Origin of the sequence: Curtobacterium sp. AB451 (assembly GCF_050585845.1) — a bacterium.
Taxonomy (GTDB): domain Bacteria; phylum Actinomycetota; class Actinomycetes; order Actinomycetales; family Microbacteriaceae; genus Curtobacterium.
This window is the reverse complement of record NZ_JBOBQG010000006.1, coordinates 98,702-112,142: the sequence shown is the minus strand read 5'-3', so window position 1 is coordinate 112,142 and position 13,441 is coordinate 98,702. Positions and strand designations below refer to the sequence as shown.

Sequence of the window (13,441 nt, the reverse complement as noted above, 5' to 3'; positions counted from 1 at the left end):
GCCCATGGGGACGGCGGCGGAGTGGTCACGGCTGCCGGTGGGGCGCCGTGAACACCGGCAGGACGCCCTGCTCGCGGTCGTGCTCGGCGTCGGCCTGACGATCACGACGATGCTGTACGGCTCGGCCGGCACCTACGGCGACGACCAGGCGGCGTGGTGGGTCTCGGGCCTGCTCATCGTGGCGAACGCCGCGCCGGTCGCGTTCCGCCGTCGCTGGCCGATGACCATGGCGGTCGTCTCGGCCCTCGCGTTCGCGGCGACGCAGATCCTGCACGTGCCCGAGCTCTTCCTCGTGAACTTCACGCTGTTCATCGCGCTCTACACGGTCGGCGCGTGGTGCTCGGACCGGGTCCGCGCCGAGGTCGTGCGGTGGGTGGTCATCGGGGGCATGTTCGCGTGGCTGTTCGTCGCGATCGCCTTCGGGTGGGCCGTGCCGAACGCGCTGCCGAACGACGACGGCGGACTCATCCCGCCGTACATCGCGCTCTCCCTGCTCAACATCGTGATCAACGTCATCTACTTCGGCGCTGCCTGGTACGCCGGCAACCGGGCCTGGGCGTCCGCGGTGGCGAAGCACGAACTCGACCTCCGCACCGCCGAGCTCGCCGCCGAGCGGGAGCGCAGCGCGGCCCAGGCGGTCACGATCGAGCGCGTACGGATCGCCCGCGAGCTCCACGACGTCGTGGCGCACCACGTGTCCCTGATGGGCGTGCAGGCCGGGGCCGCGCGCCGCGTGATCGGCCACGACCCCGAGCAGGCGACGGCGTCGCTCGGCGTCGTCGAGCAGAGCGCCCGGACCGCCGTCGAGGAGCTCCGTCGGATGCTCGGCACCCTGCGGGCCGACGGGGACCTCGGCGACGACCACCGTGCCGCGCCGAGCACCGAGGGGCTCGCCCGGATCGGCGAGCTCGCCGACTCCGCCCGCACGGCCGGCCACCCGACCGAGTACGTGGTCGTCGGCTCCACCCGTGCCGTCCCGCCGACGGTGTCCGCCGTCGCGTACCGGATCGCGCAGGAAGCGGTGACGAACGTCCTCAAGCACGCTGGTCCGAGCGCCCGGGCGGACGTCCGGGTCCGGTACCTCGACGGCGGCGTCGAGGTCGAGGTCACCGACGACGGCCACGGCGACCGGGCACCGCGGAACACCGCGGGCAGCGGACTCGGCCACGTGGGGATGCGCGAACGCGTCGCCGCGGTGGGCGGACGGATCGAGATCGGGCCGCGCGCCCGGGGAGGCTTCCTGGTGCGGGCATGGCTGCCGACGACCTGACCATCGTGCTCGCGGACGACCAGGACCTCGTCCGGGCCGGCTTCCGCGTGATCCTCGAGTCCGAACCGGGCTTCCGGGTCGTCGGCGAGGCCGCTGACGGCGCCGAAGCGGTCGAGGCGGTCCGGACGCACCGACCGGACGTGGTGTGCCTCGACGTGCAGATGCCGAACGTCGACGGGCTCGAGGCGGCGCGCCGGATCGCCGCGCTCCCGGAGCCCCCTGCCGTGCTCGTCCTGACGACGTTCGACCACGACGACGCCCTCTTCCAGGCGCTCGAGGCGGGGGCGAGCGGCTTCCTGCTGAAGAACGCCTCCCCCGAACGGCTGATCGACGCCGTCCGCACGGTCGCTGCCGGTGACGCGCTGCTCGCCCCGGACGTGACCCGCCGGGTGATCAGCCGCGCGACCTCGGGGCCGGCGGCGCCCGCGGCCGCGGACGGCCACGGCGAGGACGCCGTCCAGACCGCGGGGCTCACCGAGCGTGAGACCGAGGTCCTCCGGCTGCTCGCGCGCGGCCTGAGCAACGCCGAGATCGCGACGGAGCTGTGGGTCGGCGAGGCGACCGTGAAGACCCACGTGTCGAACGTGCTGCAGAAGCTCGGACTGCGTGACCGCATCCAGGCGGTCGTCTGGGCCTTCGAGCACGGCGTGGCCGGAACCCCCGCCTAGTCCCCCGCCGCCCCGCGCTCCCCCACGCGGCGGAGGCCGCAGTGCTCCGATCCCCGTCGCCAGCCGGAGGCGCCCGTCGCACCGCGCGCAATAGCGTCGACGCAGGCGGACTGAACCGCCACGAGAGGGGAACGAGATGCTCACCATCGACGGGGTGACCAAGCAGTACGGTGACCGCCGCGTGCTCGACGACGTGACGTTCACGGTCGGCGACGGACGCCTGACCGGATTCGTCGGCGGCAACGGCGCCGGCAAGACCACCACGATGCGGATCCTGCTCGGCGTGCTCCAGGCCGACGCCGGCACCGTGTCCATCGACGGCTCGGTGATCGGTCCGGCCGACCGCCGCCGCTTCGGCTACATGCCCGAGGAGCGCGGCCTCTACCCGAAGATGCCGGTCGCCGAGCAGATCACGTACTTCGCCCGGCTGCACGGCGTGGACAAGCGGACCGCCACGGACCGCACCACGGACCTGCTCGACCGCCTCGGGCTCACCCAGCACGCGACCGACGCCGTCGAGAAGCTGTCCCTCGGCAACCAGCAGCGTGTGCAGGTCGCGGCGGCACTCGCCCACGACCCCGAGGTCCTCGTGCTCGACGAGCCGTTCTCCGGCCTCGACCCGATGGCCGTCGACGTCGTGCTCGCCGTGCTGCGCGAGTCGGCGGCGGGCGGCGTGCCGGTCCTGTTCTCGAGCCACCAGCTGGACGTCGTCGAACGACTCTGCGACGACGTCGTCGTGATCGCCGACGGCACGATCCGCGCCGCCGGCCCGCAGGAGGAGCTGCGGAAGCACGCCGGGCCCGCCGCGTGGGAGCTGCTCGTCGACGGCGACGTCGCCTGGCTCCGCGACGAAGCGGGGGTCACCGTCCGCGAGTTCGACGGCGGCTACGCCGTGTTCGAGGCCGACGACGCCACCGCGCAGCGGGTGCTGCAGCGTGCCGTCCAGCACGGCACCGTCGGGTCGTTCTCGCCGCGCGTACCGCGCCTCAGCGAGGTCTTCCGGGAGGTCGTCCGATGAACTCCTCGTTCGTTGCGTCCGTGCGGCTCGTCGCCGCGCGCGAGATCCAGGCCCGCCTGCGCAGCAAGGCGTTCGTCGTCTCCGCCCTGATCCTCGTCCTCATGGTCGTCGCGTCGATCGTCGTCGGCGGCATCGTCGGCAAGGCGACGTCGGGCGACACCACCCCCGTGGCGGTCGTCACGGGCGTCGACCTGCCGACCAGCAGGGGGCTCGACGTCACCGAGGCGCCGACCACGGCCGCGGCCGAGCGACTCGTCCGTAGCGGTGACGTCGACGCGGCGGTCCTGCCGTCCGACGACCCGCTCGGCTACCGCGTCGTCGGACTGGACGACGCGCCGACCGACGTCGTGCAGGCGCTGAGCGTCTCGCCCCGCGTCGAGCTCCTCGACCCGAGCGCGATCCCCGGCGGGCTGATCTACATCGTGGCGCTGGCCTTCGGCGTCGTGTACTTCGCCTCCGCCGTGACGTTCGGCCAGTCGATCGCCCAGAGCGTCGTCGAGGAGAAGTCCACCCGCGTGGTCGAGATCCTGATGGCGGCGATCCCGGCACGGGCGCTCCTCGCCGGCAAGGTGCTCGGCAACAGCGTGATGGCCTTCGCGCAGATCGTCGCGGTGGCGATCGCGGCGGCGGTGACGCTCGCGGTGACCGGTCAGGACAACATGTTCACGGTGCTCGGCCCGAGCATGCTCTGGTTCGTCGGCTTCTTCGCGATCGGCTTCGTGCTCGTGGCCTCGCTGTTCGCGGCGGCCGCGGTGCTCGTCTCGCGCCAGGAGGACGTCGGCAGCGTCACCACCCCCGTGATGATGCTCGTGATGATCCCGTACATCCTCATCATCGTCGCGTACAGCAACCCGACGATCCTGGGCGTGATGTCCTACGTGCCGTTCAGCGCCGCGATCGGCATGCCGATGCGGATCTTCCTCGGCACGGTCGAGTGGTGGGAGCCGATCCTGTCGCTCCTCGTCGTGGCGGCCTCGGTCGTCGTCGTCGTGCTCGTCGGCGCCCGGATCTACGAGAACGCACTGCTGCGCACCGGCGGCCGCGTGAAGCTCGCGGAGGCCCTCCGCGGCTGACGCCGCAGCACCGGACGGGAGGCGCGGTGCGGGTGAGCGGATCTGCTCACCCGCACCGCGCCTCCCGTCCGACCGCCGACGCTCAGGCGCTCAGCGTCGCGAACGCGGAGCGGTGCCAGACCAACGGGCTGTGCGCGAAGTCCGACATGAGCCCGAGGACCCGGAGCACGACGATGTCGTGATCCCCCGCCGGGTAGGTGTGCTCGACGGCGCACTCGAGCCAGATCGGAGCACCCTCGAGGAACACCGAGCCCGTCTCGGAGACCGTGGTCTCCACGCCGACGAAGCGGACCGACCGGTCCTTCGACGCGAGCTGCCGGGTGACCTGCGCGTGCCCCTCGCCGAGGATCGAGACGCCGATCGTGCCGGCCTCCCGCAGGACCGGCCACGTCGACGAGGTGTGCTGCACCGCGAACATCACGAGCGGCGGGTCCTGGGACACCCCGACCGTGAAGGACGAGGCGACGAGCACGGTGGGCTCGTCGTCGACGACCGCGGCGAGCGCGGCGACCCCGCAGGGGAAGCCGGAGAAGGCCTGGCGGAGGGCGGTGAGGTCGGGCGCCTCGGGCGAGTAGGGGCTGATCATGAGCGGGTTCCTTCCTGGAGGCTCGCGGCCGCACCGAGGACGACGTCACGCCACCGGGCGAGCCAGACCTCGGTCGATGCGGGCTCGGAGTACTGCTTGTCGTTGAGGTACAGGGCCGGGGCCGGGACGGTCGCGCCGAGCTCGACGAGCACGGGCTTGAGGAAGACCTCGGGGGCGAGGGCGTGTGCGGGCCCGGCGCCGAGCATGAGCGGGACGACGGTGACCCCGGCGAGTCCGTCCCCGGTGCCGAACTGGTCGAGGAACAGCTTGAGCACGCCGGTGTAGGTCGCCTTGAAGGTGGGCGAGGCGACGACCACGAGGTCCGACGCGGCGACGGTGCGCACCGCCTCGGCGACCCCGTCGTCGCCCCAGCCGAGCAGGCCCGGGCCGAGGTCGATCACGTCGACGACGTGGTCCGGCGCACGGCCGGTGAGCCGTTCGAGCACGACGGTGGCCGCGTCGAGCGTCCGTGATGCCGGTTTGGGGTTGCCGGCGACGACGGTGGTGATCATCGTGTGCTGCTCCTGCGGTCGGGGACGGGGTGGTCGGGGGCGGGGTGGTCGGGGGCGGGGTGGTCGGCGACGGGGTGGTCGGGGGCGGGGTGGTCGGGGAGGGATGGTCGGCGACGGGGTGGTCGGCGACGGGGTGCGAGTGCAGTCCATCCGTCGTTCGTTTCGCCTCCGTGGCGCCGTCGTGTCGGGTGGGTTACGCCAGCGCGCCCCAGGCGACGCGACGGGGAATGTCCTGGTCAGCAGGCGGCGGTGCGGGCCGGTTCCGCGCATTCCGCCAGCCTCGGTCGCCTCCGGGAGCGCCGACTTGTGAGAGACGCGTTACCGGAAGTCGGCGCGGGTGCGTCCGGGGTGTTTCGCCCGGGCGTCGCCGCCGCGTGATCGCGCGGATCCGCGCCGATCCGGGTGCGGGCGGCGGGAACGGCCGGCCCGGAACGGCGCCCCGCGGCGGGTCGTCGAGCGTGCCGTGTCGGTGGCCTAACACCGGCGAAACAAACGCCTAACAGGACCGTTACCCCGCGGGCCCCCTCGGCCGTCCACAGCCCGTTACATTCGCATCAGCCCCACCGGAGCGGCCCCGTCACCCACGACGCATCGCCGCCGGCGGAGCGCTCTCCCACATCCCGTGCCGTGACCGGGCCCCTCGCCGTCACGCCCACCCCACCCCGCGCCGCGGGGTGTTCGGCGTCCCCGCAGCACCCGCACCCGTCACCCGTCCCCGCAGCACCCGCACCCGTCACCCGTCCCCGCACCACGTCCTGGAGGTCCTCGACCGATGTCGTCCCCCGCACCCACCCGAACCAGGCTCGTCCGACCCGCGGTCCTGGCCGCCGCGCTCTCCGGCGTGCTGTTCCTGTCCGCCTGCTCCGCCACCTCGACCGCCTCGACCGGTTCGGCGGACGACTCCGCCGGGGTCGAGCACGCCTCCAGCCAGATCACGGCAGCCAGCGTCGACCCGGAGTTCACCTTCGAGGGCAAGCCCTTCGACATGTCGAAGATCGCCGGCAAGACGATCTTCAACATCCCGAACTCGTCCGCGGTGCCGTTCATCGTGTCCGTCGACGAGGCGGGGCAGCAGCTCGCCGAGCAGTACGGCGCGAAGTGGATCGAGTACACGAACCAGGGCACCCCGACCGAGCAGTCCGCCGGCATCGACCAGGCGATCAGCCGGAAGGCCGACATCATCGTCCTCGCGCAGGGCGTCAACGGCGAGCTCATCGTGCCGGCGCTCAAGCGGGCGAAGGCGGCGGGCATCCCGGTGCTGATCAGCCACACCTACCAGACCGGCGAGTCGCTCCCCGACCAGCTGCAGCCGCTCGTCGCCGCGCAGGTCACGGCCCCGTTCCACGAGGCCGCGAAGCTCAACGCCGACTGGGCGATCAAGGAGACGAAGGGCGCGGGCGACGTGCTCATCATCACCTCGTCCGAGGTCCCGCCGTCGGACGGCATCGTCAAGGCCATGCAGGAGGAGTTCGACCAGTACTGCTCCGGCTGCAAGGTGAAGGTGACGAACGTGCCGGTGGCCGACTGGGCGACGAAGATCTCGTCGACCGTGCAGTCCGCGATCCAGTCCGACCCGAACCTCGACTACGTCCTGCCCGTGTACGACTCGATGGCCCTCTTCGTCGAGGCCGGGGTGACGGCGGCCGGCAAGACCGGTCAGGTGTTCACGTCCTCGTACAACGGGACGCCCGCGGTCATGAAGATCCTGCAGCAGGGGAACGTCATGACGATGGACATCGGCGAGAACATGGAGTGGCTCGCCTACGCCACGCTCGACCAGGCCGGCCGCGTCCTCACCGACACCCCGATCGTCGAGGACGGTGACGAGAAGACGCCGCTCAAGGTCTTCACGAAGGACAACGTCGACGAGGCCGGGACGCCGCCGGCACCGAGCAAGGGCTACGGCGACGCCTACAAGTCCGGCTACGAGGCGATCTGGGGTCCGGCGAAGTGAGCGCCACCCGGGAGGCACGGCTCGGCCCCGCAGCGCACGCTGCGGTCGCCGACGCCGGTACGGTCACCGCACCGGTCCTGCGGATCAGCGGGCTCACCAAGCGGTTCGGCGGCCTGACCGCGCTGGACGGCGTCGACCTCGAGGTCCGTCCCGGCCAGGTCCACGCGCTGCTCGGCGAGAACGGCTCCGGCAAGTCGACCCTCATCAAGATCCTCTCCGGCACGTACGCGCCGGACCCGGGGGCGACGATCGAGGTCCGCGGCGCCCGCCTGCCCCTGCCCGTGCCCCCCGGGTACTTCCGCCGCGTCGGCATCAGCTTCGTGCACCAGGACCTCGCGCTGGTGCCGTCGCTCGGCGTGACGGAGAACCTCCGGCTCGCCACGGTCGTCGCCGGCCGCGGGCCATTCGTCCGCTGGGGCGCCGAGCACCGGGCGGCCGCCGAGCTCTTCGCCCGGTACGGGGTGGACATCGACCCGCGGGCCCGGATCGACGAGCTGACCGACACGCAGAAGGCACTCGTCGCGATCCTGCGGGCCGTCGCCGAGCTGGGCGAGCACCGCGCCCTGATCGTCCTCGACGAGCCGACGGTGTTCCTGCCCAAGGAGGACGCGGACCTGCTCTTCCGCGTCGTCAAGGACCTGGTGTCCGACGGTCGCACGTCGGCGCTGCTGGTCTCGCACGACATGTCGGAGGTGCTCGAGCACGCCGATCGTGTCACGGTGCTCCGTGCCGGTCGGGTCCAGGCGCACCGCGACACCGCGACCACGACGGCCGACGAGCTCGTCTCGCTCATCGTCGGACGGGGTCTCGACACGGCGGCCGCCCGCAGCCCGCGTCCGGCGACCACGGGCGACGCGGTGGTGTCGGTCCGGGACCTCCGTGCCGGTGTCGTCGACGGACTCTCGTTCGACGTCGCGGACGGCGAGGTCGTCGGCATCACCGGACTCGCCGGCTCCGGCGTCGAGGACGTGCTGCCCGGCCTGTACGGCGCGCGGGCGGCGAGCGGTTCGCTCACGCTGCGGGGCACCACCGTCGAGGTCGGCGGGACCACCCCGGCTGCTTCCGTCGCCCGGGGCGTGGTCTACGTCCCCGCCGACCGGAAGCGCGAGGGCGGCGCCCTGACCCTGTCCGTCGAGCAGAACGTGACGCTGCCGGTCCTCGGGAAGCTCCGGGGCGTGCTCGGGCTCTCGCCGGCACGGGAGCGGTCGCACGTCCAGGGACTCGTCCGCGACTGGGACGTCCGTCCGGCGGACCCGTCGGCGCTGTTCGGCACGCTCTCCGGCGGCAACCAGCAGAAGGCCGTCCTCGCGAAGTGGATGCAGGACGACCCGACCCTCGTGCTGCTCCAGGAGCCGACGCAGGGCATCGACGTCGGTGCCCGCGCGGCGATCTTCTCGATGCTCCGACGGAGGGCCGACCAGGGCGTCCCGATCCTCTGCGCCTCGACGGACTACGACCAGCTCGCCCAGATGTGCGACCGCGTCGTGGTCCTCGCCCACGGCTGTGTCCACGACGTCCTCACCGGCGACCGGATCGACCGGGACGTCATCGCGGCGGCCGTCGTCGCGAGCCTCGTCGATCCCGCCCCCTCCTCCCCCGTCGACTCCTCCCCCGTCAAGGAGACCGCCTGATGTCCACCACCGCCGAACCCGTCCTCGAGACCTCGATCGTCCGTCCCTCCCGCCCGCGCTTCTCGTGGGGGCACACCGAGCGGTACGCGCTGCTCGGCGCCTGGCTCGTCATCGTCATCGCGTTCAGCGTGGCGCTGCCGGACACCTACCCGACGCTCGGCAACCTGCAGAACATCCTCGGGTCGCAGTCGGTGCTGCTCATCCTGGCGCTCGGGTTCCTCTTCCCGCTGACCGCCGGTGAGTTCGACCTGTCCGGTGCCTCGACGATGTCGCTCTCCGCGATGGCGATCGCCGTCCTGAACGCGAAGATGGACGTGCCGCTCGTGCCCTCGATCCTCGTCGGCCTGGCGATCGGCGTCGTCGTCGGGCTCGTGAACGGGCTCCTGACGGTGGCGTTCCGGATCGACTCGTTCATCGTGACGCTCGGCACCTCGACGTTCATGATCGGCATCGTCCAGTGGATGAGCGCGTCCTCGTCGGTCACCGGGATCGACGCCGCGCTCGTGAACGCCACGGTCGGCTGGCGCGGGCTCGCGGGGCTGCCGCTGGCGTTCGTGTACGGGCTCGTCGCGACGGTCGTCGTCCTCGTCGTCCTGAGCGCCACGCCCGTCGGCCGCCGTCTGCTCTTCGTCGGCACCGGCCGCACGGTCGCCGAGCTCTCCGGTCTGAACGTCCGTCGGCTCCGGGTGGGCGCGTTCGTCGGCGCCGGCTTCACCGCCGCGGTCGCCGGGGTCGTCTACGCCGGCACCCTCGGTGGGGCGGACCCGTCGAGCGGACAGTCGTTCCTACTCCCCGCGTTCGCCGCCTGCTACCTCGGGGCGACCGCGATCATCCCCGGGCGCTTCAACGCCATCGGCACGTTCATCGCCGTGTACTTCCTGTTCTCCGGCGTCGTCGGGCTGCAGATGCTCGGCGCCGACAACTTCGTCCAGCAGCTGTTCTACGGCGGCGCGCTCATCGTCGCCGTCGCCGTCTCCCAGACCATCCGTCGACACGCCGTCGCGAGCGCCGCCAAGGCCGCCGCGAAGCAGTCCTGACCCTCCACCACACACAGAAAGCGAGTCCCCCATGGACATCGGAGTCTTCATCCCGATCGGCAGCAACGGCTGGCTCATCTCGACCACCTCGCCGCAGTACAAGCCGTCGTTCGACCTCAACCTCGAGATCGTGCAGAAGGCCGAGTCGTACGGCTTCGACTTCGCCCTGTCGATGATCAAGCTGCGCGGCTTCGGCGGTCCGAGCGGGTTCTGGGACGAGAACCTCGAGTCCTTCACCCTGATGGCCGGGCTCGCCGCACGGACGGAGCGCATCCGCCTGTTCGCCACCACCGCGGTGCTGACCATCCCGCCGGCGATCGCCGCCCGCATGGCCGCAACGATCGACTCGATCTCACACGGACGCTTCGGGCTGAACCTCGTCGCCGGGTGGCAGAAGGCGGAGTACGACCAGATGGGGCTCTGGCCGGGCGACGAGGTGCACTTCAAGCGCCGCTACGCGTACCAGACCGAGTACATGCAGGTCATGAAGGAGCTGTGGGAGGACGGCGTCAGCAACTTCCAGGGCGAGTACTTCCAGATGGACGACTGCCGGATGCTCCCGAAGCCGACGTCGCACATCCCGATCGTCTCGGCCGGCCAGTCGTCCCAGGGCATGGCCTTCGCCGCGGAGTACTCGGACTACAACTTCTCGATGGGCGTCGGCGTGAACACCCCGACCGCGTACGCCGAGCAGAACCAGGCGCTCCTCGAGGCCCGCGCGAAGACCGGCCGCGACGTCGGCTCGTACGTCCTCTTCATGGTCATCGCCGACGAGACCGACGAGGCCGCGCAGGAGAAGTGGCAGCGCTACAGCGACGGCGTGGACGTCGAGGCCATCGCCTGGATGACCGGGCAGGCGCTCACCGACACGAACGGCGAGGACGGCAACACCGCGAAGCGGATCTCGCTCCCGGAGGGCGCCGTGAACATGAACATGGGCACGCTCGTCGGCTCGTACGAGCGCGTCGCGGCGATGCTCGACGAGGCCGCCGCGGTCGAGGGCACGAAGGGCATCATGCTCGTGTTCGACGACTTCCTGCAGGGCATGGACGACTTCGGCACGAAGATCCAGCCGCTCATGCGCACCCGCGAGGGCGTCGTCTCCTCCGCACCGAGCGCGGTCACCGCATGACGGCCGACACCACGGCGCCGGTCCTCGAGGTCGCGGTCGTGCAGGCCGGGCAGATCCCCGCCGACCACGACCGGGCGCTCGACGAGCTCCTCGCCCTGTTCGAACAGGCAGCGGCGGGCGCCGACCTCGTCGTCTTCCCGGAACTCACCACGACGCCGTACTTCTGCGGCGTCCGGAACGACACCCGCAAGGCATGGGCGCAGCCGGTCCCCGGTCCGGCGACGGCCCGGTTCGCCGCGGCCGCGAAGCGACTCGGCACCGCGGTGGCCTTCGGCCTCTACGAGGACGCCGGCGACGCGCAGTACAACAGCGCCGTCCTGATCGACGCGGACGGCACCCTCGTGCACGGCACCGACGTGCACGGCGACCGCGTGCCGGCCTACCGGAAGACGTCGATCCCGACGAACGCGATCTCCGACGTCGACGAGAAGCACTACTTCGCGCCGGGGTCGGGGCCGGTCGTGTTCGACGCGCTCGGCACCCGGTTCGGCATGCTCATCTGCTACGACCGGAGCTTCCCCGAGTACTGGCTCGCCTCGCGTGCGGCCGGCGCCGAGGTGATGCTCGTGCTCGTCTCCTCGATGGGCTTCCGCGAGACGCTCTTCACGCAGGAGCTGCAGGTGCGCGCCCTCGAGACGCAGACCTGGGTCGTCGCCCCGAACCGGGGCGGCGAGGAGACCGTCGACGGCAAGACCGTGAGCTACTTCGGTCGATCGTCGGTCGTGTCGCCCCGCGGCGAGCTCGTGGTCTCCGCCCCGGCGCACGAGGCCGGGCCGATCGTCCGGGCGACGCTCGACGTCGCCGAGGTGGCGGCAGCCCGGTCGGACTTCCCGCTCGGCCGCGACCGGCAAGCCGGCGTGTTCCGCTACCTCGCAGATGCACACGCGGCGGCGGTGCCGGCGTGACGGACGTCTTCGCCGTCGTGCGCGGGACGATCGCGCCCCAGCTGGAGCAGGCGCTGCGGGACAGCCGCGCCAACCCGCTCCCGGCCGCGCCGTCGTCGCTCCCCGCCGAGCCGGGCCACAGCCACGCGCTGTTCGCCCGGCTCCTCGGGGCGGCGGTCGACGCCGCGCCGGCACCCGCCGCGCCGACACCAGCCGCACCGGTCCGCGCGACGACGGACACCGCGTCCGACCCCGCCGCCGCGAGCGTCACGGAGCTCCTCGCCGCCTACCGCGACGGCGCCACCACCCCCACCGCGGTCGTCGCCGCCCTCGCTCCGCACTGGACGAGCGACGCCGTGTGGTCCGACGCGGTCCTCCGACCGGTCGACGGTGCCGAGCAGGCAGCGGCGGAGTCCACCCGGCGCTGGGCCGCGGGCGACGCCCGTCCGCTCGAGGGCATCCCGTTCGCGGTGAAGGACATCATCGACGTCGCCGACACGGTCGTCACGAGCGGGTCGCTGCAGACCGGCGACCGCGTGGCCCCCGCCGACGCGACCGTCGTGGCACGACTCCGTGCCGCCGGGGCGATCCCGGTGTTCATGGCCGCGACGACCGAGTTCGCCTGCGGCGGCCCGCACAACGCCCGGTACGGCGCGGTCCGGAACCCGTGGGACCCCGAGCGGTGGACGGGCGGGTCGTCGACCGGCTCCGGCTCGGCGCTCGCCGCGCGGATCGTGCCGCTCGCCCTCGGGTCGGACACCGGCGGCTCCATCCGGGTCCCTTCGGCGCTGTGCGGCACGACCGGCATCAAGCCGACGTACGGCCTCGTCCCCCGCACCGGCGTCGCGAGCCTGTCCTGGACCCTCGACCACGTCGGCCCGATGGCCCGCACGGCCGAGGACCTCGCGCTCGTACTCGCCGTCATCGCCGGCGGCGACGGCGAGGACCCGACGACGCACACCGCGGTCCCGCTCGTCGAGGCCGCGCCGGACCGCGTCGTCGGACTCCGCATCGGCGTCCCGCGCGGCTGGTTCACCGAACGGGTGGACGGCGCCGTGCTCGACGCGCACACGGCCGCGATCGATGGGTTCCGCGGCCTCGGGGCGACGATCGTGCCGATCGAGTTCGACGACCTCGAGGCGATCGACGCCGAGTGCTGGACCGTCTTCTACGGGGAGCTCGCCGCCAACCAGGAGGCCAACGCCGACACCGCCGACCTGTTCGACGCCGGCACCCGGGCGCGCTTCGACGTGGCGTTCACGCCGACGGCCGCGGACTACCTCCGTGCCCTCCGTCGCCGTCCGCTCGTGCAGGCCGCGATGGTCCGGCGGATGGACGAGGCCGGCGTCGACGTCGTGCTGACGCCGGGGATCGGCGCCACCGCGCCGCGCCTCGACGACCTCACGATGTCGGTCGACGGGGTGCCGTACAACCTGCACGACGTCGTCCCCCGGAACACCCGGCTGTTCGACTACGTCGGCTTCCCCGCGCTCATGATGCCCGCCGGGACCGCGCCGGACGGGCTGCCGGTCGGGGTCCAGCTCGTCGCGCGCCCGTGGGACGACCGGCTCGTGCTGTCCGCCGCCGCGGCGTTCCAGGCCGTCACCGACCACCACCACCGGGTGCCGCCCGCATCCGCCACGAGAGGGTCGACCGATCAGTAACCGCACCACGGA

Annotated in this window: 12 protein-coding genes; 10 read left to right on the top strand and 2 right to left on the bottom strand. The window is 72.3% G+C overall.

Annotated features, from left to right (window positions below; genetic code table 11):
• Positions 1-4 precede the first annotated feature (4 nt).
• From ACQXVK_RS14495 to ACQXVK_RS14480, 4 genes are all read left to right on the top strand, one after another.
• On the top strand, positions 5-1,270 hold the full coding sequence (locus ACQXVK_RS14495; RefSeq protein ID WP_430854016.1) for a sensor histidine kinase: 1,266 nt from the start codon (positions 5-7) through the stop codon (positions 1,268-1,270).
• Positions 1,252-1,938, top strand: a complete 687-nt coding sequence (locus tag ACQXVK_RS14490) for a response regulator (RefSeq protein ID WP_402267839.1) — start codon at positions 1,252-1,254, stop codon at positions 1,936-1,938. The genes ACQXVK_RS14495 and ACQXVK_RS14490 overlap by 19 nt, the downstream gene beginning before the upstream one ends.
• Before the next feature lie 136 nt (positions 1,939-2,074).
• Positions 2,075-2,956 carry an ABC transporter ATP-binding protein gene (locus ACQXVK_RS14485; protein ID WP_430854014.1) on the top strand — a complete coding sequence of 294 codons (882 nt, stop codon included), beginning with the start codon at positions 2,075-2,077 and terminating at the stop codon, positions 2,954-2,956.
• On the top strand, positions 2,953-4,029 hold the full coding sequence (locus tag ACQXVK_RS14480) for an ABC transporter permease (RefSeq protein ID WP_022906827.1): 1,077 nt from the start codon (positions 2,953-2,955) through the stop codon (positions 4,027-4,029). The genes ACQXVK_RS14485 and ACQXVK_RS14480 overlap by 4 nt, the downstream gene beginning before the upstream one ends.
• An 82-nt stretch (positions 4,030-4,111) precedes the next feature.
• On the opposite strand, the gene ACQXVK_RS14475 is transcribed toward ACQXVK_RS14480, so the two are convergent.
• Together ACQXVK_RS14475 and ACQXVK_RS14470 are read right to left on the bottom strand one after the other, a co-directional pair.
• Positions 4,112-4,615 (bottom strand): flavin reductase family protein, encoded by a 504-nt coding sequence (locus ACQXVK_RS14475; protein WP_022906826.1) that lies wholly within the window; start codon positions 4,613-4,615, stop codon positions 4,112-4,114.
• Positions 4,612-5,127 (bottom strand): NADPH-dependent FMN reductase, encoded by a 516-nt coding sequence (locus ACQXVK_RS14470; protein ID WP_022906825.1) that lies wholly within the window; start codon positions 5,125-5,127, stop codon positions 4,612-4,614. Before ACQXVK_RS14470 ends, ACQXVK_RS14475 begins: the two co-directional genes overlap by 4 nt.
• A gap of 772 nt (positions 5,128-5,899) precedes the next feature.
• On the opposite strand from ACQXVK_RS14470, the gene ACQXVK_RS14465 reads away from it, so the two are divergent.
• From ACQXVK_RS14465 to ACQXVK_RS14440, 6 genes are read left to right on the top strand one after another with little or no spacing between them, the layout of a single operon-like run.
• The gene (locus tag ACQXVK_RS14465) at positions 5,900-7,081 is read left to right on the top strand and encodes a sugar ABC transporter substrate-binding protein (protein WP_022906824.1); all 1,182 of its coding nucleotides are present in this window, start codon (positions 5,900-5,902) and stop codon (positions 7,079-7,081) included.
• A complete protein-coding gene (locus tag ACQXVK_RS14460) occupies positions 7,078-8,712 on the top strand; it encodes a sugar ABC transporter ATP-binding protein (protein WP_430854013.1) in 1,635 nt (544 codons plus the stop codon). The genes ACQXVK_RS14465 and ACQXVK_RS14460 overlap by 4 nt, the downstream gene beginning before the upstream one ends.
• The gene (locus tag ACQXVK_RS14455) at positions 8,712-9,749 is read left to right on the top strand and encodes an ABC transporter permease (RefSeq protein WP_430854011.1); all 1,038 of its coding nucleotides are present in this window, start codon (positions 8,712-8,714) and stop codon (positions 9,747-9,749) included. Before ACQXVK_RS14460 ends, ACQXVK_RS14455 begins: the two co-directional genes overlap by 1 nt.
• Before the next feature lie 31 nt (positions 9,750-9,780).
• Positions 9,781-10,881, top strand: a complete 1,101-nt coding sequence (gene rutA, locus ACQXVK_RS14450; protein ID WP_022906820.1) for a pyrimidine utilization protein A — start codon at positions 9,781-9,783, stop codon at positions 10,879-10,881.
• Positions 10,878-11,786, top strand: a complete 909-nt coding sequence (locus ACQXVK_RS14445; RefSeq protein ID WP_430854010.1) for a carbon-nitrogen hydrolase family protein — start codon at positions 10,878-10,880, stop codon at positions 11,784-11,786. Before rutA ends, ACQXVK_RS14445 begins: the two co-directional genes overlap by 4 nt.
• Positions 11,783-13,429, top strand: coding sequence for an amidase (locus ACQXVK_RS14440; RefSeq protein WP_430854009.1), 1,647 nt, complete (start codon positions 11,783-11,785; stop codon positions 13,427-13,429). Before ACQXVK_RS14445 ends, ACQXVK_RS14440 begins: the two co-directional genes overlap by 4 nt.
• Positions 13,430-13,441 lie beyond the last annotated feature (12 nt).

Bases quoted from the DNA above. Each gene is read 5' to 3' on its own strand.
- ACQXVK_RS14475 (WP_022906826.1), bottom strand. From the start codon at position 4,615: ATGATCAGCCCCTACTCGCCCGAGGCGCCCGACCTCACCGCCCTCCGC.
- ACQXVK_RS14470 (WP_022906825.1), bottom strand. From the start codon at position 5,127: ATGATCACCACCGTCGTCGCCGGCAACCCCAAACCGGCATCACGGACG.
- ACQXVK_RS14480 (WP_022906827.1), top strand. From the start codon at position 2,953: ATGAACTCCTCGTTCGTTGCGTCCGTGCGGCTCGTCGCCGCGCGCGAG.
- ACQXVK_RS14485 (WP_430854014.1), top strand. From the start codon at position 2,075: ATGCTCACCATCGACGGGGTGACCAAGCAGTACGGTGACCGCCGCGTG.
- ACQXVK_RS14495 (WP_430854016.1), top strand. From the start codon at position 5: ATGGGGACGGCGGCGGAGTGGTCACGGCTGCCGGTGGGGCGCCGTGAA.
- ACQXVK_RS14465 (WP_022906824.1), top strand. From the start codon at position 5,900: ATGTCGTCCCCCGCACCCACCCGAACCAGGCTCGTCCGACCCGCGGTC.
- ACQXVK_RS14455 (WP_430854011.1), top strand. From the start codon at position 8,712: ATGTCCACCACCGCCGAACCCGTCCTCGAGACCTCGATCGTCCGTCCC.
- ACQXVK_RS14490 (WP_402267839.1), top strand. From the start codon at position 1,252: ATGGCTGCCGACGACCTGACCATCGTGCTCGCGGACGACCAGGACCTC.
- rutA (WP_022906820.1), top strand. From the start codon at position 9,781: ATGGACATCGGAGTCTTCATCCCGATCGGCAGCAACGGCTGGCTCATC.
- ACQXVK_RS14445 (WP_430854010.1), top strand. From the start codon at position 10,878: ATGACGGCCGACACCACGGCGCCGGTCCTCGAGGTCGCGGTCGTGCAG.